The organism is Streptomyces sp. NPDC004266 (assembly GCF_042874095.1).
Lineage (GTDB): Bacteria > Actinomycetota > Actinomycetes > Streptomycetales > Streptomycetaceae > Streptomyces.
Map to the genome: position 1 here is coordinate 275,485 of NZ_JBIAMM010000003.1, position 25,619 is coordinate 301,103.

Annotated in this window: 19 protein-coding genes; 14 read left to right on the plus strand and 5 right to left on the minus strand. The window is 72.9% G+C overall.

Annotated elements, in window-relative coordinates; genetic code table 11:
- The first annotated feature begins 32 nt into the window (after positions 1-32).
- Together ACFYUZ_RS09295 and ACFYUZ_RS09300 are read left to right on the plus strand one after the other, a co-directional pair.
- Complete coding sequence (locus tag ACFYUZ_RS09295; RefSeq protein WP_389307252.1) at positions 33-2,273, plus strand: FG-GAP repeat domain-containing protein; 2,241 nt, start codon at positions 33-35, stop codon at positions 2,271-2,273.
- Positions 2,274-2,371: 98 nt separating this feature from the next.
- A complete protein-coding gene (locus ACFYUZ_RS09300; RefSeq protein WP_389307254.1) occupies positions 2,372-4,582 on the plus strand; it encodes an FG-GAP repeat domain-containing protein in 2,211 nt (736 codons plus the stop codon).
- Here the strand turns inward: ACFYUZ_RS09300 and ACFYUZ_RS09305 are convergent.
- Entirely contained in the window at positions 4,569-4,985 is a 417-nt protein-coding gene (locus tag ACFYUZ_RS09305) for an ATP-binding protein (protein ID WP_389307255.1), read from the minus strand. The genes ACFYUZ_RS09300 and ACFYUZ_RS09305 overlap by 14 nt on opposite strands.
- 91 nt (positions 4,986-5,076) lie before the next feature.
- Between ACFYUZ_RS09305 and ACFYUZ_RS09310 the strand changes: the two genes are divergently transcribed.
- The 7 genes from ACFYUZ_RS09310 (at position 5,077) to ACFYUZ_RS09340 (ending at position 12,334) form a co-directional block, all read left to right on the plus strand.
- A complete protein-coding gene (locus ACFYUZ_RS09310; protein ID WP_389307256.1) occupies positions 5,077-5,940 on the plus strand; it encodes a Scr1 family TA system antitoxin-like transcriptional regulator in 864 nt (287 codons plus the stop codon).
- Positions 5,937-6,182, plus strand: coding sequence for a DUF397 domain-containing protein (locus ACFYUZ_RS09315; protein WP_389307257.1), 246 nt, complete (start codon positions 5,937-5,939; stop codon positions 6,180-6,182). Before ACFYUZ_RS09310 ends, ACFYUZ_RS09315 begins: the two co-directional genes overlap by 4 nt.
- 5 nt (positions 6,183-6,187) lie before the next feature.
- The gene (locus ACFYUZ_RS09320) at positions 6,188-6,814 is read left to right on the plus strand and encodes an HAD family hydrolase (RefSeq protein ID WP_389307752.1); all 627 of its coding nucleotides are present in this window, start codon (positions 6,188-6,190) and stop codon (positions 6,812-6,814) included.
- 29 nt (positions 6,815-6,843) lie between these two features.
- Entirely contained in the window at positions 6,844-7,398 is a 555-nt protein-coding gene (locus ACFYUZ_RS09325) for a nitroreductase family protein (RefSeq protein ID WP_389307258.1), read from the plus strand.
- 94 nt (positions 7,399-7,492) lie between these two features.
- A complete protein-coding gene (locus tag ACFYUZ_RS09330; RefSeq protein WP_389307259.1) occupies positions 7,493-9,274 on the plus strand; it encodes an FG-GAP-like repeat-containing protein in 1,782 nt (593 codons plus the stop codon).
- Between the two features lie 260 nt (positions 9,275-9,534).
- Entirely contained in the window at positions 9,535-10,098 is a 564-nt protein-coding gene (locus ACFYUZ_RS09335; RefSeq protein ID WP_389307261.1) for a hypothetical protein, read from the plus strand.
- Positions 10,099-10,318: 220 nt separating this feature from the next.
- Positions 10,319-12,334 (plus strand): protein kinase, encoded by a 2,016-nt coding sequence (locus ACFYUZ_RS09340; protein WP_389307262.1) that lies wholly within the window; start codon positions 10,319-10,321, stop codon positions 12,332-12,334.
- Here the strand turns inward: ACFYUZ_RS09340 and ACFYUZ_RS09345 are convergent.
- Entirely contained in the window at positions 12,323-12,745 is a 423-nt protein-coding gene (locus tag ACFYUZ_RS09345) for a Zn-ribbon domain-containing OB-fold protein (RefSeq protein WP_389307264.1), read from the minus strand. The two genes, ACFYUZ_RS09340 and ACFYUZ_RS09345, sit on opposite strands and share 12 nt — an antisense overlap.
- The gene (locus ACFYUZ_RS09350; protein ID WP_389307265.1) at positions 12,745-13,194 is read right to left on the minus strand and encodes a DoxX family protein; all 450 of its coding nucleotides are present in this window, start codon (positions 13,192-13,194) and stop codon (positions 12,745-12,747) included. The genes ACFYUZ_RS09345 and ACFYUZ_RS09350 overlap by 1 nt, the downstream gene beginning before the upstream one ends.
- A gap of 153 nt (positions 13,195-13,347) precedes the next feature.
- Here ACFYUZ_RS09350 and ACFYUZ_RS09355 point away from each other — a divergent pair, with 153 nt between their 5' ends.
- From ACFYUZ_RS09355 to ACFYUZ_RS09375, 5 genes are all read left to right on the plus strand, one after another.
- Positions 13,348-14,523 carry a flavin-containing monooxygenase gene (locus tag ACFYUZ_RS09355; RefSeq protein ID WP_389307266.1) on the plus strand — a complete coding sequence of 392 codons (1,176 nt, stop codon included), beginning with the start codon at positions 13,348-13,350 and terminating at the stop codon, positions 14,521-14,523.
- Positions 14,524-15,056: 533 nt separating this feature from the next.
- On the plus strand, positions 15,057-17,279 hold the full coding sequence (locus ACFYUZ_RS09360; protein WP_389307267.1) for an acetate--CoA ligase family protein: 2,223 nt from the start codon (positions 15,057-15,059) through the stop codon (positions 17,277-17,279).
- Between the two features lie 10 nt (positions 17,280-17,289).
- A complete protein-coding gene (locus ACFYUZ_RS09365; RefSeq protein ID WP_389307268.1) occupies positions 17,290-18,078 on the plus strand; it encodes an enoyl-CoA hydratase/isomerase family protein in 789 nt (262 codons plus the stop codon).
- A 71-nt stretch (positions 18,079-18,149) separates the two neighbouring features.
- Positions 18,150-21,761 (plus strand): hypothetical protein, encoded by a 3,612-nt coding sequence (locus ACFYUZ_RS09370; protein WP_389307269.1) that lies wholly within the window; start codon positions 18,150-18,152, stop codon positions 21,759-21,761.
- 87 nt (positions 21,762-21,848) lie between these two features.
- On the plus strand, positions 21,849-22,430 hold the full coding sequence (locus ACFYUZ_RS09375; RefSeq protein WP_389307754.1) for a flavin reductase family protein: 582 nt from the start codon (positions 21,849-21,851) through the stop codon (positions 22,428-22,430).
- A gap of 495 nt (positions 22,431-22,925) precedes the next feature.
- On the opposite strand, the gene ACFYUZ_RS09380 is transcribed toward ACFYUZ_RS09375, so the two are convergent.
- Both ACFYUZ_RS09380 and ACFYUZ_RS09385 read right to left on the minus strand, forming a co-directional pair.
- On the minus strand, positions 22,926-24,233 hold the full coding sequence (locus tag ACFYUZ_RS09380; protein ID WP_389307270.1) for an MFS transporter: 1,308 nt from the start codon (positions 24,231-24,233) through the stop codon (positions 22,926-22,928).
- Positions 24,234-24,310: 77 nt separating this feature from the next.
- Positions 24,311-25,564, minus strand: a complete 1,254-nt coding sequence (locus ACFYUZ_RS09385) for an MFS transporter (protein ID WP_389307271.1) — start codon at positions 25,562-25,564, stop codon at positions 24,311-24,313.
- Positions 25,565-25,619 lie beyond the last annotated feature (55 nt).

A 25,619-nucleotide genomic window follows, 5' to 3' on the forward strand; every position in this document is an offset into this window, starting at 1 on the left:
TCCCGGTTCCCGACCGTCCAAGGAAAGTGAACGTGAAGCACACCCGCATCTCCCACCGCCGCCTCGCCGCCGCGCTCCTCACCCTCTCCACCGTCACGGCGGTCACGGGGACCCTCGTCACCGTCCCGGCCGTCGCGGCCGCCCCGGCCGCCGTCGCCGGAGCGCAGGCGACCACCGGGGCGAACCTGCCCGTGGACGCCGAGGTCGTCAGCGTCGGTGACACCGGCTACCTCACGTCCCGCAAGAACGAGGCCGACACCACGGTCCTGGAGTGGCACAAGTACGAGGACGGCTCGGTGACGCCGGTCGGCACCGGCATCGTCGGCTACGAGAGCAACTCCGACCTCCTCGTGACGGGCGACGGCAACACCATCTCCGTACGGGACATGAAGAACGGGGGCGCCTGGCGCGCGTCCTTCAACATCGGGGCCGAATTCCCGTCCGGCAGCACGAAGCTCGTCGGCGTGGTCAACGAGAACCTCTTCGTGAGCGTGTCGACCACCGAGGACTACCACGAGCTCTGGCAGCTCTCGAAGGTCAACGGCGTCACCAAGAAGAGCAAGCTCTCCTCCCGCCCCAAGAACATCGACTACAAGGTCGTCGCCTCCCGCGGCAACGACTTCGTCGTCCTGGGCAGTGTCCGGGAGCCGTACATCCCCACCGACCGGATCGTGTACTGGACGGCCACGTCGAACGTGAACAACGGCTCGGTCGTCGACTGGGGCGGCAGCTCGGGCACCTCCCAGTGGGACCAGTCGTCGACCGGCGCCCTCACCGCCGACTGGAAGGGGTGGGTCCACGCGACGCAGGAGGGCGGCCTCGAGTTCAGCGCGCAGCGGACCGGCACCACGACGGTCGCGCGCGTCCCCCTGACCGGGGAGCTGACCCGTGCCGTCGTCGCGGGCATCGTCGGGGACACGGTCCTCTACGGCGTCCCGGGCACCGCCACCGCGGAGGCGCCGAGCCCGCTGTACGCGCGGAGCCTCACGGACGCGGGCGCCCAGCCGTACAGGGTCCTGGACAACTTCTCCAGCGCGGCCCACGCCCCCGACGGCTCCCTGCTCGTGCGCGGCTTCGACGCGAACGGCGACGGCCTCTTCCGGATCACCGGCAGCGGCGGCGCCCGCCCGACGGTCACGCTCGAATCCGACACCGGCCGGGTCATGGCCGTGCAGTTCGCCGACGCCCAGGTGCCCACCTACGCCGACCTGGAGAAGACGGGCACGACGGTCCCGATGGAGTGGACCCTGTCGCGGGGCAACGCCACCGTGGACCTCACGCTCACGCACGTCACCACGGGCAGGAAGCTCACCAAGCGCCTGGCCCCGTCCGTCTCGGGGAACCGTTTCACCTACGTCTGGGACGGCGTCCTGGACGGCATCAGCGCCCCCAACGGCGCCTACACCTGGAAGGCCACCGCCACGCCTACCGACGGCGTCGGCGGCCCGGCGACCGTCTCGGGCACCCTCCAGGTCCAGCGCAGGGCCAACGCGCACGACTTCGACGACAACGGCTCGACCGACGTGCTCGCCCGGGACGCCGCCGGTGTCCTGTGGCGCGACGACCTCTTCGACGGGCCGGTCAACGGTCAGATCAAGTCGGCCCGCCGGACGAAGCTCGGCGCGGGCTTCCAGGCGTACAACGCGATCGAGGCCGCCGGGAACCTGGCGGGCGGTCCGGCCGGAGACTTCGTCGCCCGCGACACCGCCGGCGTGCTGTGGAGCTTCCTCGGCAAGGGCGACGGCACCTTCGTCAACCGCACCCGCGTCGGCGCCGGCTGGGGCGCCTACAACAAGATCGCGGCCGGGTCGGACCTGACCGGCGACGGCCGCCCCGACCTCGTCGCCGTCGACACCTCCGGAGCCCTCTGGCTCCACAAGGCCACCGGCAACTGGGCCGCCCCCTACGCCCCCCGCGTCAAGCTCGCCGCCGGCGGCTTCAACTCCTACAACCAGATCACCGCCGTCGGGAACACGGCGGGTGGCGCGGCCGGCGACCTCGTCGCCCGCGACACGGCGGGCGTGCTGTGGCTGTTCCTCGGCAAGGGCGACGGCACCTTCGCGCCCCGCACCCGCATCGGCGCCGGCTGGGGCGCCTTCTCCCAGCTCGCCTGGGCGGGCGACCTCGACAACGACGGCCGCGGCGACCTGATCGGGTACGGATCGGGCGGCACGTGGGCGTACGTCGGCACGGGCAGCACGACGGCCCCGTTCACGCGGGTGGCGACGAGCCTGTACGCGGGCGAGGGCACGAAGTTCAACGCGGTCTCCTGACCGGTACCGAACGGACGTACAACCTTTCGGTCTTCCCGGCAGTCCTGCGGGCGTGGCGTTCTCCGCCACGCCCGCAGCTCCTGGGGAGGACCACCGCTTTGACCCGCACGCACAGACCCCGCCGCCACCGCCTCGCGACGGCCGTGGCCGTCGCACTCGCCGTGACGGCGGGACCGCTGGCGGCCGTTCCGGCCGTGGCGACGACGTCGGCCGTGACGGCCGCGCAGGGCACGCAGGCCGCGCAGGAGGACGTCTTCCCCTTCCTCAACGACTCGGCGATCGTCGGGACCGGCCCGACGGGCTTCCTGACCCGCCACAACGACTCCACCTACCGGTGGACGCGGTACGCGGACGGCGCCACCACCGCGCTGCCCACGGGCCGCTACCAGTCGAGCCGGCGGACGGACGTCGTCACGAAGGTCGACGGGACCGTCTACACGATGTACGACATGGCCACCGGCGCCGCGCCCGTGGTGATCGACCTCAGCCTCCTCGGCGAGGGCTACGGCAGCGCGCAGCCCGCCGGATCCGCCCTCCTCACGACGAAGGCCGACGAGACCGGCCACCGTGATCTGCACGTCGTCCGCAAGACGCAGGACACCGTCGCCGACGACGAGGTGACGGGCTTCCCGGCGGACGCCGTCTTCACGCGCATCGACCTCGACTCGCCCGACACCGCCGTGGCCCTCTACACCGCCACCGTGGACGGGACCCCGAGGAACCGCGTCGCCGTGGTGGACCTCGCCACCCACACCGTCGTGGAGCAGCACGACACGGAGCGGGTCACGAGGAACTCCGACACCGCGCTGTCGGTCACCCACCTCGCCTGGGTCGAGAAGCCCACGGAAGCCACGAGCACCCTCGTCACGGTCCGCCGGGACACGGGCGAGGCCCGGCGCATCCCGCTGGGCGGCACCGGATTCGTGACGGTCGACCTCGTGGGCGACTGGCTGACGTACGGGCAGCCGGGAGGGACGACGGCCACCTCGCCCAGCCCCCTGTGGGCGCTGACCGCCCGCTCCCTGGCGACCGGCGACACCGTCCCGCTCCTGGACGCCTTCACGAACTCCACGACGGGACCCGACGGCACCCAGCTCGTGCGCGGCGGAACCCTCGCCCAGGGCGAGGGCCTGTACGAGGTCTCCGCCGGAGCGGACGGCGCTCCGGTCGTCACCCGCGTGGCGAACGCCGGGACGCCCACCGCCCTGGAAGTCGGGCCCGACGGCGTCCCCGGGACGATCGACCTCGACCGCACCCCCCTGCCGGTCCCCTTCACCTGGACGGTGAACCTGACGAGGGTCAGGGCGCGCCTCGAACTCGTCCACACGGCGACCGGGAAGAAGTCGACGACGACCTCCTTCCACTTCTCCGGCGGCTCCATGACGACGCAGTGGAACGGCGCCTTCACCGACGGCACCCCCGTCTCCAACGGCGCCTACACCTGGCGACTGACGGTCACGCCGTACAACGGCATCGGCCCGGCCGTGGAACGGACCGGCACCCTCACGGTCGCCCGCAAGCCCCACCCTCACGACTTCACCGACAACGGCGCCCCTGACCTCCTCGTCCGGACCAACGACGGTCGGCTGACGCTCTTCGAAGAGCGCCTGGACCTCTCCTCCCCGCAGTGGACCACCCCGCCCACCGCAGCCACCACCTCGGGCTGGAACATCTACGACCGGCTCCTCTCCCCCGGAAACTTCGGCGGCACCCCGCACGCCGACCTCTTCGCCCGCGACAAGAGCGGCGTGCTCTGGCTCCACCAGGGCACCGGCAAGGGCCTCGCGCCGCGTGCGAAGGTCAGCGCCGGCTGGCAGATCTACGACAAGCTCACCGGCGGCAGCGACGTCACCGGCGACGGCCGCCCCGACCTCCTCGCCACCGACAGGGCCGGCGTCCTGTGGCTCCACCCGGGCACCGGCTCCGCCGCCGCGCCCTTCGCCCCGAGGAAGAAGATCAGCGGCGGCTGGGGCATCTACAACAGCCTCGCCGCCACGGGGAACATCGGCGGCGGCCCCGCCGGGGACTTCGTCGCCCGCGACAAGTACGGCGTCCTCTGGCTCTTCCTCGGAAAGGGCGACGGCACGTTCGTCCCCCGTACCCGCATCGGCGCGGGCTGGGGCTGGCCCTCCGACCTCTTCGGGATCGGGGACGCCGACCACGACGGCCGCGCCGACCTGATCGCGTACCACGCCGGCGGCTTCGCGGACCTGTTCAAGGGCACCGGCGACTGGCGCGCACCCTTCACCCGTTCCGGGACGGTCTACCTCACCGAGGACAACGTCTCGGCCCCCGTCACGGTCTTCTGACCGACGTCGGCACGGTCGCCCAGACCGTCTTGCCGACCGACCGGTCCTTCACGCCCCACGCGCTCGCGAGGGCGGCCACGAGCAGCAGCCCGTAGCCGCCCTCGTCCGGCTCCCGGGCGGGCACCGGACGCCGCTCCCCCCGCGCGTCGGACAGCTCGACCCGTACGTGGTCGTCGCCCCGCTCCATCCGCACCTCGAAGTCCCGCCCCGGTACCCGGCCGTGCTGGACCGCGTTGTTGGCGAGCTCGGCGACGACGAGGGCGGTGGAGTCGGCGGGGGCCCCGGTGACACCCCAGTCACGGAGCTGCTGCACGGCGAGTAACCGCGCCAGGCGTGCGCCCCGGCGCGTTGCCGAGAGCCGGAGCGTGAACTCACCGGTCGGGGTGACGGTTTCCGATTTCATGCCCCCGAGCCTGGGGCCCCGGCCGTACGCTGACCAGCAGCGACGCCACGACGCTGGGTAACTGTACGGGTACGCCAAGAGGGCGGTACGGATGTCGGGGAACGAGGAGGAGCGGCCGGAACGGCCCTCCGAGGTGGACGGCACGGCACACCTGTTCCGTGCGCTGGGGAAGATCATCAAGGTCCTGCGCAGGAACGCGGGCCTGAGCCAGGCGGAGCTGGCCGCCCTCACGCATTGCAGCGAGGACCTGATCTCCTCGATCGAGCGGGGCGTACGAGTCCCCCAGCCGGACTTCCTTCTCCTGGTCGACCCGGTACTGGGGGCGGGCGGGGTGCTGACGGCTGCGGCGGACGACGTGCGGGAGGCCGTCTCCCGGGCGCGGGTGCGGCATCCGGACTGGTTCCGGAGCTTCGCGAAGGCGGAGGCGGAAGCGGTGGCGCTGCACTACTACGAGGTGCAGGCCGTGCCAGGCCTGCTACAAACACCTGCGTACGCGGAGGCCGTCTTCCGTCACCGCCGTCCCCTCTATGACGAGGAGACGATCGGCAAGCGGTTGGCGGACCGGTTGGCCCGTCAGGTGATCTTCGAGAAGTGGCCAGGGCCGACGCTGAGCTTCGTCATCGAGGAAGCAGTACTACGCCGCCCGCTGGGCGGTTGGGATGCCTTCCGGGAGCAGCTGCGCCGCCTCTCCGAGGTTGCCCGGCTCAGGACGGTTCACCTCCAGATCATGCCGACTGAGCGCGAGGAACATCCCGGCATGGAAGGCGCATTCACCCTGCTCACCCCGAAGGGGCGACGAGAGGTCGCGTACACCGAGAGCTACGGGCATGCCCGGCTGGTCACCGACCCGGAAGAGGTGCGCATGTACAACGAGCGCTATGGGATCATCCGGGCGCAGGCACTCACGCCCCGCGAGTCCCTGGAGCGGATCGAGAAAATGCTGGGAGAGCTATGAGCACCGCAGATCTGGCCTGGTTCAAGAGCAGCCACAGCGACGGCGAAGGCGGCGAGTGCATCGAAGTCGCCTACGACTGGCGCAAGTCCAGCCACAGTGGCGGCGAAGGCGGCAACTGCGTCGAAGTAGCCGCCCACCCCACCCTCGTCCACATCCGCGACTCCAAGAACCCCCACGGCCCCCAGCTCGCCGTCTCCCCCGCCTCCTGGGCCGCCTTCCTGGACGTAGCATCCCGGGCGTGACCTCCATGAAGTTCGTTCTCTTCGACGTCGACGGCACCCTGATGGACGCCGTCGAGAACCAGCGGCGCGTCTGGCACGCCTGGGCCGCGCGGTACGGGCTCGACGGGGACGAGGTGTACGCCACGGCGCTGCGGACGCGGCCCGTGGAGACCTTCGCCGCCGTCGCCCCCGGCGCCGACCCGGACGAGTGCCTCGCCCTCCTGCACGCGCTGGAGGACGAGGACGTCCGTACGGGAACGTACGCGGCCTTCGCGGGGGCCGCCGAGCTGCTCGCCGAGCTTCCCGCGGACCGGTGGGCGCTCGTGACGTCGAACTACGAGCACCGGGTGCGGGGGCGGTTCGAGCGGACCGGCCTCCGCTTCCCGGCGCTCATCGTCGACGCGGCCTTGGTCGCCGAGGGGAAGCCGTCGCCCGTCCCGTACCTCACCGCCGCCGAGAAGCTGGGCGCGGATCCGGCGGAGTGCCTGGTGGTCGAGGACGCGCCGTCCGGGGTGCGTGCGGGTCTGGACGCCGGGATGACGGTCTGGACGGTCAACGTCCCGGCGCCGCACCCGGACGCCCACCGCCACTTCACGTCCCTCGCGGAGGCGGCGCCGCACATCCTGGGCGCTCTCGCCCAGAAGGTGGAATAGGGCTGCGCGGCGGGCAGTTGGACCGGGGCATGCAACGTGATCCGGAACCGCCCGCCGGTCTCCATCCCCTGCTGGCGGGACGGTTCAGCCCCTACCGGTTCGACGCGTCGGCCGCCGTCGACGACGACTCCCTGCGCCTGCTGCTCGAAGCCGCGCGGTGGGCGCCGTCCGCCGGGAACTCCCAGCCGTGGGGCTTCTTCGCGAGCAGGCCCGGGGAGCCGGACCACGAGCGGGTGGTCCGTCACCTCGCGCCCAGTTCGGCCCGGTGGGCGACGGACGCGGGCCTGCTCGTCGTCACGCTGACGCGACGCCACGTGAACGACACGGAGCTGCTCTACTCCGAGTTCGCGGACTACGACCTCGGGCAGGCCATCGCCCACATGACCCTCCAGGCCGAGGCCCTGGGCCTGGCCTCCCACCAGTTCCGGGCCTTCGACATGGAGGGCCTCACGAAGGAGCTGAGCCCGAATCCGGGATGGTCGATCGTCTCCATGGTCGCGCTGGGGAAGGCGGCGGGAGCACCGCCGGAGGGCCGCGAACGGCGCAGCGTGGCCGATCTGCTGTCGGCGCCCTGGGGCCTCTGACGGGAGCCGTCGCCCGGGCTCCCGGCCACCTCGTCGCGTTCGAAAGCATGTGCCCTAGAGTTCGATCTTTCTGTCGACTCTCCGGGGGGAGCACATGCAAAAGATCCGAACTCTCTGGGCCCTGCTGGCCGTCGTGGCCGCAGCCCTGATGGTGGGGACGCCGCAGGCGCAGGCGGACGACGTGGTGAGCCCGTCCACCGCGCCGCCGCTGCGGGTCCTCTCGTACAACATCTGCGGCAGCGGGGGGACCGCCGGCTGCGACGTGACCAAGACCGGCAACGAGGCCCGCTACAAGGCGGTCACGGACGAGACCGCGGCCGGCGGCTGGAACGCCGACCAGATCTTCCTGGTCGAGGTCTGCCGGTACCAGTACGAGGAACTCCTCAAGCGGCTCGGGCCCAAGGGCTACGTGGGCAACTACGTGACCACCCTGAACCCGAGCCCGGCCGGGACCTGCGTGGATCCGGCGAACCCGACCAACCCCTTCAACAGGGACTACGGCGCGGCCGTCTTCGTCCGGGGCACCAAGGTCGCCGAATCCGACATCCTCCTGCACCTGCCCTCGGAGCTTCCGAAGAACCCGGTCACCGGCCTTCCGCAGACCGAGAGCGTGCGGGTCCCCTGCCTGAAGACCTACACGCAGAACCGGCTCAACTGGGCCTGCTCGGTGCACCTCTTCTGGCTGTACCCGGACGGGGAATGGATCGTGGAGGAAGCGACGAAGCTCTCCGCTCAGACCACGGCCTGGGAGCAGGAGGGCACCCCCGTCATCCTCGGCGGCGACTTCAACGCCCAGCCGCTGAACATGCCGATGTCCTCCTTCTACGACAAGAGCATCAACATCAGGAGCGCCCAGGGGACGTTCTTCGAGGCCGACGAGACCGACAGCGACTACTGGACGAGCCACCAGTGGGTCGACTGCACCCTCTACGTGGAGCGGTGCCGCTCGGGCGAGACGACGTTCATCGACGACAAGAACGTGCGCAAGAAGCTGGACTACCTCTTCTTCAGCTCCCGCTACTTCTCGAACCCCGTCGGTGACGCCTTCACCGAGGTCCGTTCCATCTCCGACCACGGCCGCTACCGCGGCGCCGCCTACTGGAAGGACTGCCTCCACCCGTACGACGCCACCCTCGGCTCGGTGTTCCGTCGTGACGCGTCCGGCGTCCTCTACCGCTACGACGGCCGCCCGAGCGGGGAGACCGCCGCGTTGGCCAAGCCGTGCAAGGTCGGCTACGGCTGGCAGACCATGAAGCACGTCGCCCGCCAGGGCACCTCGCTGGTCGCCGTCGACGCGGCCGGGACGCTGTGGCACTACCCGGCCTCGGCGACCGACGGCACGTACACCGGGTCCACCCGGCAGCAGGCCGGCACCGGCTTCGGAAGCGACGACCTGCTCCTCTCCCCCGGCGACTGGGACGGCGACGGCGTCGCCGATCTGATCACCCGTGACACGACCGGCCGGATCTGGCTCCACAAGGGCACCGGCTCCGCCTCCTACGCGCCGCGCGCCGAGATCCTCGCCCCCGGCGGCGACTGGGCGATGGCCCAGTCCGTGGTCGCCGGCGACTTCGCCGCGACGGCCGGCGAGGCGAAGCCGCAGCCCGATCTCCTCTCGATCGACGAGCTCGGCTACCTCTGGCTGCACCAGCGCAACGCCGACGGCAGCCTCGCGCCCCGCACCCAGATCGGGACCGGCTGGGGCGTCTACCAGACGCTCGCGGCCCCCGGCGACCTCAACGGTGACGGCTTCGTCGACCTCGTGGGCCGGGACGACGCCGGCAAGCTCTTCTATTACAAGGGCAACGGCGCCGGCGGCTACTCCCCGCGCGTCGAGATCGGCACGGGCTACCCCTCCGGAGAACTGCTCTTCTGACCCGAAGCGGTGCGGCGTCGGGCCCTCGTCCCGCCGCCGGACGACCGGCCCGGCGGGCCCGGCGTCGGCCGGTTCTCCACCGCGCAGAGAACCGGCCGACTGACTAAGGTGGTCATTGGTGCCCCATATGGGTGAGCACCGGTCGACACGACTGGTGACAGGTGGGTAAAGACCGGCCAGTCGTTCTCGGAGTGGAGAAAGACCACTCTTCAATGGTTGAAAAACCAACGCCTTCTCCGTTGTTCAAGGGAGACGGAGTCATGGTCAGCATTCTCAAGCGTCGCGTCGCGACGGGCTTCGCAGCCGCCCTGATGGCTGCGGGAACCGTCGCCGGCCCGACCGCGGCGCAGGCGACGGCCGCACCGCCGTCCAGTGCCGCGAACCTCGCACCCGACAGCCCCTCCATCCTGCCCACGCAGGTCATCATCAACAGGACCGTCACCTTCGGCGGCGGTGTCCCCGTCGGCGGCTGGTACTCGCTGAGCGTCTTCCCCAGCGGGTCCTACAGCTACTCCGGCCACATGCACGACTCGGGCGCGCCGAGCTACAACTTCGCCGGCGTCTGCGTCGTGCGCTTCGGCAACGGCACGGCCTTCGTCTTCCAGACGTCCGGCCGGATGCACGGGACCTTCGAATCGGGATCCCGCGACTACAACTGGAACAGGAGCGCTTCGCGCCAGTCCATCCGTGACGCCTTCCGGTACTCGAACGGCGCCTGGAACGCACGCTGCACCAACAAGGTCAACGCCGACATCGGCGCCCTGGTCAACACGACCGTCCAGGCCGTGGGATACGTCGCGAAAGTCATCGCGATCGTCGCCTGAACCGGGGTGACCGGGCGACCCTCGAAGCCACCGCGGACGACGAGCCGCTCCCCGCGCTACCACAAGCGGCTCGTCCGTCTCGCGTCCGAGCGGAGCGGGGTCCGCCCCACGGCGGGCGGACCCCGACACCTCAGCTCACCCCGGAGCCCTCAACAACGGCTCCACGACAAGCACTTGACCTCCATTCAGGTCCCAAAGCAGCTCGGCTACTGTGTGGCCCATGCAGGGGGAATCGGAAGACCAGTCCAGTCTCGACAGTCTGCGCGGCAGTGGGGCGATGCCGCTGGAGCCTGGCGACCCGCGGCAGATCGGGGCGTTCAGGCTGCTCGGCGTGCTCGGGTCCGGCGGGATGGGGCGGGTCTATCTCGGCGCCGTGCCCGGGAAGTTCGCGGCGGTGAAGCGGGTCCTTCCCGTGCTCGCCGAGGACGCCGACTTCCTCAGCCACTTCGGGCACGAGCTCGACAACCTGGCCCGGCTGCCCGCCGGGGCCAACACCAGGCTCCTCGCGAGCGACCGCACGGCGAAGCCGCCGTGGTTCGCGACCGAGTTCATCCCCGGCATCACCCTCAACGAGGCCGTGCGGCTCAACGGCGGCCCGCTGTCCGGCGGCGCCCTGTGGCGGCTGCTCCGGGAGGCGGCGGCCGGGCTGCGGGTGGTGCACGGCGCGGACATGGTGCACCGCGACCTCAAGCCGTCCAACGTGATGCTGACCGGCACCGGCCTCTCCCTCATCGACTTCGGCGTGGCCCGCGCCGCCGACCAGAGCAGGCTGACCAAGACCGGCATGGTCATCGGCACCCCCGCCTACATGGCGCCCGAGCAGGCCGTCGCCGACCGGCGGCTGACCGGTGCCGCCGACGTGTTCGGCCTGGGCAGCCTGCTGCTGTACGCGGCGAACGGGCGGCCTCCGTTCGGTGACGGCTCCGGGCCCGACCTCCTCTACCGGGTCGTCCACGGCGAGCCGGACTTCGGGCGGCTCACGGAGGGGGACCCCGAGCTGGCGGAGCTCGTACGGAGGTGTCTCGCCAAGGATCCGGCGGACCGGCCGACGGCCGACGAGCTCGTCGGGCTCACCGAGGAGCACGCGGCGGGCGCCGTCTGGCCGGCGGCCGTCGCCGAGCGGATCGCCGAGCGGGCGGTCTTCGCCGCCGGGGCGCCCACCGCCGGGCAGCTGGCGGAGCTGGAGCGGACCGACCCGACGCAGGACGTGGCGACGGCCTCGCTGACCCCGCAGGCCCCGAAGGAGCCCGCGACCGACGCGCCCGACGCGATCGCCCTCACGGGCACGGCCGCCCCCGACAAGCGGCGGCGCAACCGGTTCGTCATGTTCGCCGTGCCCGTCGTCGTCGCGACCGGGACGACCCTGACCGTCGCCCTCGGCCCGTACGAGATCGGCCGGCTCGGCGCATCCCCGGAGGCCTCGCCGTCCGCGGTGGCCTCGCAGCCCGCTGCCGCACCGTCGTCGAGCGGGACGGGGAAGCCGTCGGCCAAGCCGTCCGCGAAGCCGCCGGCCAAGCCCTCGGGGAAGCCGCCGGCCGGGTCGACGGCCCCGCCCCCGGACGCCTCCGCCGGCGGGGGCGCAGGCGGCACCGGCACCCTGCCCGGCGGCTCGGCCTCCGGCGGCGGGGGCGGGTCCGTCACGGGCGGCGGGTCGAGCACCACCACGTCCTCCGGCGGCTCGGGCTCCGGGTCGGGGGCCGCAGCCGGATCCGGGTCCGCATCCGGGTCCGGTGGGGGGTCCGGTTCCTCCGGCGGGTCGACGACCCAGCGGCCCGCCCCGAAGCCGACGACCCAGCAGCCCGCGCCGCCGCCCACCGGCGGGTCGGCGCCCTCGGGGACGTACTCCTTGGAGAACGCGACCACGGGCAACTGCCTGGCGGAGTACAACGCGGGCTTCGGCGACCTCGTCACGACCACGACGTGCGGCTCCCAGGGGAACGGGACGGCCGCCTACTGGTTCTCCTGGTCGTACTCGGCCGGCGCGAACGGAACGTTCCGGCTGGTCAACAGGCACAGTGGTCGCTGTCTCCAGCCCTCGGGCAACACCACCGTCACCACGGCCGCATGCAACGGCTCGTCCCTCCAGGCCTGGAAGGCCGACTCCTCGTCGTCCTCCGGGCGGGCTCTCAGGAACGTGAGCACCGACATGTGCCTGACAGCCGGCTCGTTCTCCGCGACGATCTACGCCTGCGGCTCCGGCACCAACCAGCTCTGGCGGAACATCTCACCGATCTGATCGCGGTCCGAAGACGGGGACGGTGACGTCCCCGTCCGGGCCCTCCGGGCGGAACGCGGCCTCCAGCTCCATCCCGATCCGGAGGTCCTCCTCCGCCACGCCCACGACCTCCGTCATCATGCGGGGTCCCTCGGCGAGGTCGACGACGGCCGCGACGTACGGGACGCGGTCGCCGAAGGGCGGGAGGTCGTTCCGGTGGACGACCGACCAGGTGTAGAGGGTCGCGCGGCCGCTCGCCCGCTCCCAGCGGACGTCCTCGCTCCAGCAGTGCGGGCAGAACTCGCGCGGGTAGTGGTGGGCGCGGTCGCAGGCGGCGCAGCGGCGCAGCAGCAGGTGCCCTTCGGCGGCGGCGTCCCAGTAGGGGCGGGTGAAGGCGTCGACGTCGGGGAGGTTCGCCGGGGTGGCCGTCATCAGAAGAGTCCGATCGCGGAGTCGAGGGACCAGGTCTGCCAGGACACGGCGAGGAGCGCGACGAGGGAGATCAGCGCCATCATCGCGTTCTGCCCCTGCTCGGCCCAGTCGTGGATCATCAGGACGAGGTAGAGGAGGTTGAGGAGGAGGCCGCCGACGAGGGCGACCGGGGTGAGGAGGCCGGTGACGAGGCCGAGGCCGAGGGCGAGTTCGGCGTAGACGACGACGTACGCCATGAGCCGGGGACGCGGGGCGACGACGGTGTCGAAGCCGTTCCTCACGGCCGTCCACCGGTGCTTGCCGGCCACGTCCGCCGCCCAGGCGATGCCGGTGCCGCGCTCGAACCAGCCCTTCTTGTCCTTGTGGCGCCAGCTCTCCAGCCACCACAGGCCGAGGCCGATGCGGAGGACGGCGAGCCATTCGGCGCCGGTGAGCCAGACGGTCTGCATGCGGACCCTCCCCGTGAACTGGATCTGACGGTACGTCAGTTCAGCGCAGGGCGGCCGGGGAGCGCAAGGGGCGGGGGCGCGTGACCGATTCGCAACCGAAATCCCCTCTTGACCGAGACCCACTGCGTGTACACGTCATTACGCTCAGCATTCATGGTCACCACCCCCCGAGCACCATCTCCGCAGGCCGTTCACCCCGTGTACGTCATCGGCGGCGGCCCCGGCGGGCTCGCCGCCGCCGCCGCCCTGCGCGCGCGGGGCGTCCGGGCCGTCGTCCTGGAGAAGTCCGACGCCGTCGGCGCCTCCTGGCGCGCGCACTACGACCGGCTGCGGCTGCACACCACCCGGCGGCTCTCCGCCCTCCCCGGCCTGAGGATGCCCCGCTCCTTCGGCCGCTGGGTCGCCCGCGCCGACGTCGTCCGCTACCTGGAGACGTACGCGGAGAAGCACGAGCTGGAGATCGTCACCGGGGTCGAGGTCCACCGGATCGAGCGCTCCGGCGCGGACTGGCTCCTGCACGCCACCGGCGGGCGGCTGCTCACCGGACGCGCGGTCGTGGTGGCCACCGGGTACAACCACACCCCGCACCTGCCCGAGTGGCCCGGCCTCGACGCGTACGGCGACCGGCTCGTGCACGCGCGCGCGTACCGCGCCCCGGGGCCGTACGAGGGGAAGGACGTCCTCGTCGTGGGCGCCGGCAACACCGGTGCCGAGATAGCCGCCGACCTCGCCGGGGGCGGGGCGGCCCGGGTGCGGCTCGCGGTGCGGACCGTCCCGCACATCGTGCGCCGCACGACCCTCGGCTGGCCCGCCCAGCGCTCCGGCATCCTGGTGCGGCGGCTGCCGGTGGCCCTGGTCGACCGGATGGGCGCGCTGCTCGCCCGGTTCGCCGCGCCGGACCTCACGGCGCACGGACTGCCCCGGCCGGACAAGGGGCTCGCCACCCGGCAGCGCGAGGGCGCGATCCCGGTGCAGGACGTCGGCCTGATCGACGCCGTGCGCGCCGGGAAGGTCGAGATCGTCGCCGCCGTGGAGGGCTTCGAGGACGGCGAGGTGATCCTCGCGGACGGCAGCCGGATCGCCCCGGACGCGGTGATCGCGGCGACCGGCTACCGGCGCGCCCTGGAGCCGCTCCTCGGGCACCTGGACGTGCTCGACGGGCGCGGGCTGCCGGTGGCGCACGGGGCGCGCAGCCCGCGCGAGGCGCCCGGGCTCTACTTCACGGGGTTCACGAACCCGATCAGCGGGATGTTCCGCGAGCTGGCGATGGACGCGGAGCGGATCGCGCGGCGGATCGCACGGACCCGCGGCACGGCGGCCAAGAGCTGACCGGGAGCCGGCGGGACGGTGCCCCCGGGGGGAGCGGGGGCGGGGCACCCGCCCCGGTCCCGAGGGGACGGGAGGATCGGAACGCGGGCCGGATCGGAACGCGGTGAGGCCCTGCCGGCCCCAGCCGATCTCGACGCGGGTCTTGAGGCCGCCCCTGCCGTCGCCGTCGTAGCGCCACGGGACGCCGGCGGCGTCGCGGGCGGGCGCCGTCGTGAGCGCGGCGGAGGAGGCGAGGACGGCCAGGGCGGCGCCGAGAGCCCGGCGGCGGCCGCGGAGGCGGACTCGGATGGAGCGGGTCACGCGATCCCCCGCTTCGGGTGCTGTCGGACGCTTCACGCATGTCGTCCGAGAGGTGGGACCGCCCTCTCCGTCGAAGGTTCGCGTACGCCTTCGGAGAATCGATTCCGCCCTGAACGGGTCCCCCGGAGGACCCGTTCCGCCACGGATCCCCGCACCCCCATTCCTGACTGGCCGTCAGTTCTGTAATCTGACTAGCCGTCAGCTGTATACGGACGGGTGAAGGGCGGCGGAACATGCTCGGATCGACTCACGGCACCTTCACCACCGATCTCCGCGCCCGCGTGGTCGCCTGCGGCGAGGCGCCCCCGGTCGTCGTGCACGGCGTCGCCGTCGCCCCCGGCGACCTGGACGTCAGCGGCCGGCCGCTGCACGCGTCCGTCCCCGACCTCGACCGGTTCTTCCGGCCCGGGTCCGTCGCGGTCGTCGGCGCCTCCGACACCGAGGGCCGGCCCAACACCGGCATCACCCGGCAGCTGCTCGCCTGGGCCGAGCGGGTCGGCGCCCGGCTCGTGCCCGTGCACCCGACCCGTACGAGCGTGTTCGGGATCGACTGCGTGCCCTCCGTCGGCGCGCTCGCCGAACCCGTCGACCTCGCCGTCCTCCTCGTCGCCGACCCGCTCCCCGTGATCGAGGAGCTCGCCGAGACCAAGGTGAAGTTCGCGGTCGCCTTCGCCTCCGGCTTCGCCGAGACCGGAGAGGCCGGCGCCGCCGCGCAGGAACGCCTCGCCGCCGCCGTGCGCCGCTCCGGGCTCCGCCTCCTCGGCCCCAACACCAACCTCAACGCCTTCGAGCGCTTCCGCGACGACCTCGAAGGCCCCGCCGTCGCCCTCATCACCCAGTCCGGCCACCAGGGGCGGCCCGTCTTCACCCTCCAGGAGCTCGGGGTCCGCCTCTCCCACTGGGCGCCCACCGGCAACGAGGCCGACCTGGAGACCGCCGACTTCCTCTCGTACTTCGCCGGGCGCCCCGAGGTCGGGGCCATCGCCTGCTACGTCGAGGGGCTCAAGGACGGCCGCTCCTTCCTCCTCGCCGCCGACCGGGCCGCCCGCCAGGGCGTCCCCGTCGTCGCCGTGAAGGTCGGCCGCACCGAGACCGGCGCCCGCACCGCCGCCTCCCACACCGGCAAGCTCACCGGCGCCGACCGGGTCGTCGACGCGGCCATGCGGCAGTACGGAGTGATCCGCGTCGACGGCCTCGACCAGCTCCAGGACACCTCCGCCCTCCTCGCCCGGGCGCGCCGGCCGCTCGCCGACGGCGTCGTCGTCTACTCCATCTCCGGCGGCACGGGAGCCCACTTCGCCGACCTGGCCACGGCGGCGGGACTCGAACTCCCCACGCTCCACCAGGCCAAGCAGGACGAACTGCACCAGTGGATCCCGGAGTACCTGAACGTCGCCAACCCCGTCGACAACGGCGGTCACCCCGTGGGCGACTGGCGCGGCCGGAAGATCATCGACGCGATCCTCGCCGACCCGTCGGTCGGAGTGCTCATCTGTCCCATCACCGGCCCCTTCCCCCCGATGAGCGACAAGCTCGCCCAGGACCTCGTCGACGCGGCCGAGGCCACGGACAAGCTGGTGTGCGTGGTCTGGGGCTCGCCGGTCGGCACGGAGGAGGCGTACCGCACGACCCTCCTCGGCTCCTCGCGCGTCGCCACCTTCCGCACGTTCTCCAACTGCATCGGGGCCGTGAAGGCCTACCTCGACCACCACCGCTTCACCGCCGCCTACCGCTCCCCCTTCGACGAGGCCCCCCGCACCCCCTCCCCCTCCCTCCGCAAGGCCCAGGCCCTCCTGCGGCCCGGCCGGCGGCTCAGCGAGCACGCGGCGAAGCAGCTGCTCCGGGCGTACGGGATACGGGTGCCGCGCGAGCAGCTCGTCACCAGCGCGGCGGCGGCCGTCCGGGCCGCCGGGCTCGTGGGCTACCCGGTCGTGATGAAGGCCTCGGGCACGCAGCTCGCCCACAAGACGGAACTGGGCCTGGTGAAGGTGGGCCTGACCTCGGCCAGCCAGGTCAGGGACACGTACCGCGAGCTCACCGACATCGCCCGCTTCGAGGGGATCGACCTCGACGGCGTCCTCGTCTGCCAGATGGTCGGGCGCGGGGTCGAGATGGTGGTGGGCGTGACCCACGACGAGCTCTTCGGGCCGACGGTCACGGTGGGCCTCGGCGGGGTCCTGGTGGAGGTCCTGAACGACACCGCCGTCCGCGTCCCGCCCTTCGGGGAGCGCGAGGCCCGGTCGATGCTCGCCGAACTGCGCGGCCGGGCCCTGCTCGACGGCGTACGGGGCGCACCGCCCGCCGACGTCGACGCGCTCGTCGAGGTCGTGCTCCGCGTCCAGCGGATGGCGCTCGAACTCGACGGCGACCTCGCCGAACTGGACGTCAACCCACTGATGGTGCTGCCGCGCGGGCAGGGGGCGGTGGCCCTGGACGCGCTGGCGGTCTGCCGATAGGAGCCCTCCGATGGCCGACGTACTCCACACCGTCGAGAACGGCGTCTCGTGGATCACCCTCAACCGTCCCGAGGCGATGAACGCGGTCACCCGGGACCAGCGGGAGCGGATCATCGCCCTGCTGGCCGAGGCCTCCGCCGCCCCGGACGTGCGCTGCGTGGTGGTGACGGCCACCGGGCGCGGCTTCTGCGCGGGGGCGGACCTGAGGGGCGCGCCGTCGGCCTCCGACGAGAGGGTGGCGGGGGACGTGGCGCGGATGATCCGGCTCGGTGCGCAGCGGTTCGTCGGGGCCGTGCTGGACTGCGAGAAGCCGGTGATCGCGGCGGTGAACGGCACGGCCGCGGGGATCGGGGCACACCTCGCGTTCGCCTGCGACCTGGTGCTCGCGGCGGACTCGGCGCGCTTCATCGAGGTGTTCGTACGGCGGGGGCTGGTGCCCGACGGGGGCGGGGCGTACCTGCTGCCGCGGCTGGTCGGGCCGCAGCGGGCGAAGGAGTTGATGTTCTTCGGCGACGCGGTGCCGGCGGCGGAGGCGCTCTCCATGGGCCTGGTGAACCGGGTGGTCCCCGCGGCCGACCTGGAGAAGACGGCCCGGGAATGGTCCGAACGCCTCGCCCAGGGCCCGACCCGCGCCCTCGCCCTCACGAAGCAGCTGGTCAACGCGTCCCTGGAGGTGGACCGCACGACCGCGTTCGCGGCGGAGGCGGTCGCCCAGGAGCTGAACATGACCACCCGGGACGCCCAGGAGGGCGTGGCGAGCTTCGTGGAGCGGCGGGAGGCGCGGTACGAGGGGCGGTAGCGGAGGCTGTCGTACCGGGGCCCTAGGGTGTGTCGCGCATATGCCAGACACACCGCTCCGGGGGGAACGGAATGCCCAACTCCGCGCGCTCGCGCGAAAGATCCCGAAGATCCGGAAGATCACTCTTCCTGATCCCCGCCCTGCTGACCGCCCTCGTCGGACCGATGCTCCCGACCGGCACGGCGCTGGCGGCGACGCCGCCGGCGGCGGCCGCGAGCGCGGCACCCGCGCCGGAGCCGGACCCGACGACGCCCACGCCAGATCCCACGCCGGACCCGACGCCCACATCGACCCCGACGGTCGAACCGACACCCGACCCGACGCCCAGCACGGAACCCGCCGACCCCTGCCCCGCCCTGCCGCTCGCCGCACTGGGCGGCGATCCCGGGGACGCGATCGGCCGGGTCACGCTGGAGCCGAACGGCACCGCCTGCTTCACGGTCACCGTCGAGAAGCCGGGACCGCACCGACTCCGTCTCCAGGGCTCCGACGTCGCTCTCGCGCTCTACGACGGCGAGACCGAGCTGGACTGCTTCGATCCCGCCACCTACACCAACGACTGGTGCCGCCCGACCCGGGCAGGTGTGCACACCCTGCGGGTCACCAACAAGCGCTCGGTCCAGGTGTCCGCCGTGTTCGCCGTCGTGCCCCTCGCGCCCTCCGATGCCTGCGGCGCCGAGGCGAGCACCCGCTACGACGCGCCGCCCGTCACCGGCCGGGCTGCCAGTGAGCTCGCCGTCCTCTGCCAGAACTTCACGGGGCAGCCGGGAGAGCGCGTCACCGTCGAGACCAAGGCCGACGACGGCAGCGCCGTTTCCTGGATCACCGACGAGACCGGAGAGCGGATCTGCCCCCGGTTCAACACGGACGACAGCACCGGCTGCGTACTCCCCGGCCACGGGCCCTACCGGGTGCTGACCACCACGGGGGGTGCCGCGTTCCCCATGGCGTACACCCAGAGGATCCGCCGGCTCTCCGACCCCCTGGGGTGCGACTCCCTGACGGTCCACGCCTTCGGTTCGGTCCCGGCCCCCTCGGCGGGTGCGGCGTGCGCCACCTTCACTCCTACCGCCACGGCCCCGCACAACGTGCTCGGCCTCGACCCCTCCTACGCGCAGAAGCTCGCCGTGTACCGGCCGGACGGCAGCACCGCCTGCCTGGCGTGGTCGGAGACCTGTTCCCTAACGGCCGGCACCCGCTACACCGTCGTCACGGACCGCCCGGTCGTGATCCTCGACCGCTCCTCCGACGCGGGCTGCACCGCCGCCCCCGTCGGGGGGACCGCTACGGGCACGTTCGACGCGGTCGGCGAGATCGACTGTCTGACGCTGCCTCTGCCCGAGGGCGCCCACCTGGCCGCGCTGAGGTCGTACGGCCACCCCGCCCCGTCCCCCGAGGTGACGGTCGTCGACGCCACCGGCACGGACGTCTGCCACCCGGACAGCGTGGAAGCGGGCGTGTGCGAGCTGACCGGCCCCGCTCCGTACCGCGCTCTGGTCACGATGTACGGCACCCTCATCGGCTCCCCGACCATGACGGGCACCTACCACGTCGCCTTCCACCGCACCGACGCCGAGAGCGCCTGCCCCGTCCTTCCGGCGGGCGACTTCACCGCCGACAGCCCGCGTGCGGTGGTCACGATCGGTCAGGAAGGCTTCGACCAGTGCCTGTCCATCCCCGCTGACGACCACGCCACCGGCGAACTCCTCGAGTCGTCCGGCTGGTCGGGACACATGTCCGTCTTCGACTCGGCCGGGGAGCGCGTGTGCTACCTGGAGCAGGGCGGACGCACCTCGTGCGACCTGACGCCGGGGCTCGCGCACACGGTCCTGCTCTCCGGCACGTACTGGGGCGCCACCCACATCCTGTCCCGCCGCGACCTCACCGCCACCGCGCGCGGCTGCGTCCCCAGCCCGGCCGAGCCCGTCGGCGGCCCGTCCCTCAACGGGGTCGCGGCCCCGCGCGGCACCCTCCTGTGCCACCGGGTGACCACGGCGGACACCGGGGACACCCTGCACCTCAACGTCCGCGACGCACAGGGGGACGCCGAGTTCGAGGCGTACGACGCGAACGGGTCGTTCCTCTGCGGCTCCTTCTCGAAGGGCTGCTCCCCGCACGGTTCCACCAGCTATCAGGTCCTCGTCGAGGCCCCGTGGAGCGCCACGGCCACGCCCGCCTACCGCCTCGACGCCCTGCGCATCGGCACGGCGGGCGGGCCCGCGCCCGAGTGCGTCAGGGTCCCCGACGTCAGCTACGGCTTCGGGCCCCTCGTCGGTACGCTGAGCGAGGAGCACACCGCGGTCTGCGCGGTGCTGCCCACGGCCTCGGGCGACAGGTTCCGCCTGGCGCTCACCCCCGCGGGCTCCTTCGAGCAGTCCCCGACGCCCTGGCTCTACCGGCAGTCGGGCTCGCCGAACTTCTGCTACGGGTCGTACACGGCCGAGGGTGAGACGTACAGCTGCTCCGTCCCGCGGGATTCGCTCCGGACCGCCACGCCGACGACGCTCCTCTTCACCGTCCCTGAGCAGCCCGCCCAGGCGACCACCGCCCTGCGGGCCTCGTTGAAGTGCACCGGCACGATCTGCGGCACGGCCAAGCCGAGTGTCGGCACCGTGAGTCCCACCACGGGCGGCGCGGGGAAGATCTCCGTCACGCTCACCGGCACCGCTCTGCACGAGAACGACCAGGTTGCGGTACGCGGCCCGGATGGCACGTGGCGCCGCTCCACGACCGTGTCGGTCGCTCCCGACCGGCGCAGTCTGACCGTGGCGCTCGATCTGACGGGCGTGCGGCCCGGCACGTACGGCCTGAGCGTGTTCACGCACGACGGCCGGGAGCACGACAAGGGCACGTTCACCGTGGTGGCCCCCCTCCACGCCACCACCACCCCCTCCGTCACCGGCACCGCCGTCGTCGGCGGGAAGGTGACGGCGACGGCCGGGGCGTGGTCGCCGGTGCCCGACGCGTACGCGTACCAGTGGCGGGCCGACGGCGTCGCGATCGCCGGGGCCACGGCCTCCTCGTACTCGATCCCCTCCACGCTCCAGGGCAGGCAGCTCTCGGTGGCCGTGACCGCGCGGAAGGCCGGGCATCCGACCCTCACCGTGGTCGGCGGGCCGGTGGTCGTGAAGGGCGTCGCGCCCAAGCCGACCACCGTGCCGCGCGTCTCCGGGACCGTACGGGTCGGGTCGAAGGTGACGGCGGTCGTCGGCACCTGGTCGCCGGCGCCGACCTCGTACGCCTACCAGTGGCGGGCGAACGGCGTCGCCATCGCGGGAGCGACCGGGGCGTCGTACGTGCCCGCCGCCTCCGTCCTCGGCAAGAGGCTCACGGTGACCGTGACCGCGCTGCGGACCGGGCACCTGAGCGGGACGTACACCACGGCGGGGTACACCGTCGCCGTGGGCCTCGCGCCGAAGGCGACGGCCGCGCCGTACGTCACGGGCACGGTCCGGGTCGGGCGGACCCTCACCCTGAACCGGGGCGCGTGGACGCCGGCGCCGACCTCGTTCGCGTACCAGTGGTACGCGAACGGGCGGGCGATCAGCGGGGCGACCCGGGCGACGTTCACCCTGACGAAGGCCCAGCGCGGGCTGAAGATCACGGTGAGGGTGACGGCGCTGCGGACCGGGCACACGTCCGGTGTCGCGTGGACCCGGGCGACGGGAGCCGTCGCGGGCTGACCGGAACCAGTGGCCGTCGTCCCCTTCGAAGACTTCCCATCTGACGCACCGTCAGTTTCAATGGACGGTGTGATGGGACACGCGGGGATGGCGGCCACCGCCGTCCGACACCTGAGAGCGGCCGGTTCGCCGACGGCCGTCGAACCACTGCCCCGGCCGGACCTGCGCGCGGTACGGGAGGACGAGCGCCCGCCCGTCGACCCGGCCGAATTCCGCCGCGTCCTGGGCCACTTCGCGAGCGGCGTCACGATCGTGACGGCCCTCGACGCCGACGGGCCGGCCGGCTTCGCCTGCCAGTCCTTCGCCTCCCTCTCCCTCGACCCGCCCCTCGTGGCCTTCATGGTCGCCCGGACGTCGACCACCTGGCCCCGGATCGCGGCGTCCGGAACCTTCTGCGTCAACGTGCTCGGCGCCGGGCAGGGCGACCTGTGCCGGGCCTTCGCGGTGAGCGGCGCGGACAAGTTCGCGGGCGTGGAGTGGGAGGCGGCCCCCGCCACCGGCTCCCCGCGCCTCGCCGGCGCGCCCGCCTGGATCGACTGCACGATCACCACGGTTCACACGGGCGGGGACCATCTGATCGTGGTGGGGCGGGTGGAGGCGCTGAACGCGACGGAGTCCGGGGACCCCCTGCTCTTCCACCGGGGCCGCTTCGGCCGCTTCACCCCGTAGCCCCGTGTGGGCGCGCACCCTGCGGGACGGCACCCCGCCCACCCCCGTCGTGGGCAGCCGCTCCGCCGGGACGGTGCCCACCCCGCCACCCCCGTTGTGGGCAGTCGTTCCGCTGGGGCGGAACGGGTGGGCACAACGGACGGCGCCCTTGCCGGCGCCAGAGGCTCCCGCGCCTGAACCCGCACCCCGTTGTGCGCCGCCGCTGTGGGTGCGGGTCCAGGCGCGGAACGCGGGGCGCCGCTGAAGGGCGCCGTCCCGTGTGCCCACCCTCCCCCAAGCTCTCGGCTTCGCTCGAGCAGGGGGGGACCCCCTCGCCCTGCGGGACGATCGCCCACACGGCGGTGGCGGGATGGGCGCCGCCCAGCAAGGTGCGCGCCCACACGGGCACGGCGGGCGGCGCCGCCCAGCAGGGCGCGGGGTCACGCCCCCCGTGGCGCTCAGGACCGCCCCGCCCGTCCTCAGGACCGCTCATCGGCGATCACCCCCAGAGGGTCATCATGCTCCCGCCGGGGACGGCAGCTCCGTCCGGGGGCGACTGATGACCAGGGCCATCAGGGCCGCCGCCGCGCACAGCGCGCCCGCCGCGTACCAGACCACGTCGTACGTGCCGAAGACGTCGCGGGCCACGCCGCCCGCGAACGCGACGGCCGCAGCGCCGACCTGGTGGGACGCGAGGACCCAGCCGAAGACGATCGCCGAGTCCTCGCCGTAGTGCTCGCGGCACAGGGCGATGGTGGGCGGGACGGTGGCGACCCAGTCGAGGCCGTAGAAGACGATGAAGAAGAGCATCGGAGGGTGCACGGCCGGGGCCAGGAGCATCGGGAGGAACAGCAGCGAGATCCCGCGCAGGGCGTAGTACACCGCCAGCAGCCGGCGCGGCGAGAAGCGGTCCGTGAACCAGCCCGAGGCGATCGTGCCCACGACGTCGAAGACGCCGATGACCGCGAGCAGTCCGGCCGCCGCCGTGACCGGCATCCCGTGCTCGTGGGCGGCGGGCACGAAGTGGGTCCTGACCAGTCCGTTCGTCGAGGCGCCGCAGATCGCGAAGGTGCCGGCGAGGAGCCAGAACGGGCCGGTGCGGGCCGCCTTGAGGAGGACCGTGACCGCGCGGCGGGCCGCGCCCGTGGCGGGGGCGGGCTTCTCGGCGTACTCCCCGCCGTACGGGGCGAGCCGGACGTCCGCCGGGTGGTCGCGGAGCAGCAGCCACACGAAGGGGACGACGGCGAGGGCGGCGAGGGCGACCGTCACGGCCGCCGGGCGCCAGCCGTGACGTTCCACCAGCCAGGACAGCAGGGGGAGGAAGATCAGCTGGCCCGAGGCTCCCGCCGCCGTCAGGATGCCCGTCACCAGGCCCCGCCGCGCGACGAACCAGCGGTTCGTGACGGTCGCCGCGAAGGCGAGGGCCATGGAGCCGCTGCCGAGGCCGACGAGAACGCCCCAGTAGAGGACGAGTTGCCAGGCCGCCGTCATCCAGACGGTGAGGAGGGAGCCGAGCGCGATGACGCTCAGCGCGACGGCCACCACGCGCCGGATGCCGAAGCGGTCCATGAGCGCCGCGGCGAACGGCGCCGTCAGGCCGTAGAGGGCGAGGTTCACCGAGACGGCGAAGCCGATCGTCCCCCGCGACCAGTGGAGCTCCTCGTGCAGCGGCTCGATCAGCAGGCCCGGCAGGGAGGCGAAGGCCGCGGCGCCGATGATCGTGACGAAGGTGACCGCCGCGACGAACCAGGCGCGGTGGACGCGGGGGGTGCGGAGGGGCTGTCCGGCCGGGGTACGGGCGGCTGTCTCGGTTGTCTGGGCCATGCCACCGAGCATTCCGGGCGGGCGTGCCCCCCGCCATTGGCCCGAATGACAGCTTTCCAAAGGATCGGGACACGGCCCTAGACGCGCGGCAGCGTCCTGATCGGGCGCACCACGAGCAGTGCCGCCACCACCAGGACCGCGATCCCCGCGCCCGTGAGCAGCACCTCCTCCGTGCCGACCGCCGCCGCCACCGGCCCCGACAGGGTGCGGCCGACGCCCATCATCAGGAGCGAGCCGGCCACGTCGTACGCGTGCATCCGGTTCAGGGCCTCCTGCGGCACGTGCGTCTGGACCGCGGTGGACCACATCACCAGCCAGAAGGCGAAGGCCGCCCCGCCGACGAACTGCCCGGCGGCGAGGACCCCGACCGGCGCGCCCGCGCCGAGCAGGGCCAGGTTGACCGGGAGACCGATCAGCGCCGCCGCGCCCGCCGCGAGGGGGCGGCGCGGGCGCAGCCGGATCGCGAGGAGGCCGCCGACGGCGCTGCCGGCGCCGTTGACGGCCATGAGCACGCCGTACGCGGCCGAGCCGTGCTCCTCGGTGACCAGGCTCGCGGTGAGCGGGACCATGGGTCCGGCGACGGTCAGCCCGTACACCGTCCAGATGGAGATGACCCCCCAGAGCCAGCTCCGGGACCTGAACTCGCGCCATCCTCCGGCGAGTTCGGCGACGAGGGAGTCGCGCCGCGCGGTGTCGGACGGGATCGGGGCGAGGCGTATCAGCAGGAAGCAGACGGCGCTGACCGCGAAGGTGGCGCCGTTGACGGCGAAGGCCGCGCCCGCGTTCCACACGGCGACGAGCAGGCCGGCGGCGGCCGGTCCCGCCATGGTCATGAGGGCCTCGACGACCCGCAGGACGGCGTTGGCGCGCTGCACGTCGGGGGCGATGCGGGGGATGGTGGAGGCGACGCCCGGCTGGAAGAGGGCGGCGCCGACGCCGCTGAGGACGGAGAGGGCGTAGACCGCCCAGAGGGGCGGGCCGCCGAGCGTGAAGGAGACGGCGAGGACGGCGGCGCCGGGCAGCCGCAGGAGGTCGGCGAGGATCATCATGCGGCGGGCGGTGAAGCGGTCGGCGAGGACGCCGCCGAAGAGCACGAAGAGCGCGAAGGCGGCGGTCCAGCCGCCCAGCGCGTAGCCGACGGTGGAGCCGGGGTGGCCGGCGCCGAGGAGTCCGGCGGCGAAGGCGACCGGGACCATGCCCTCGCCGAAGACGGCGACGCCACGGGCGACGAAGAAGAGCCGGAAGTTGCGGTTCCACAGTGCGGGCGGCGCGACCGGGGCGGGAATCCGCTCGGCGGCCTCAGACTTGTACGTGTTGTCCGTCACGGACACGTACTCGTACCAGCCCTATGGTCTGGACCACCACCGATTTACGGAGGGAGCACCC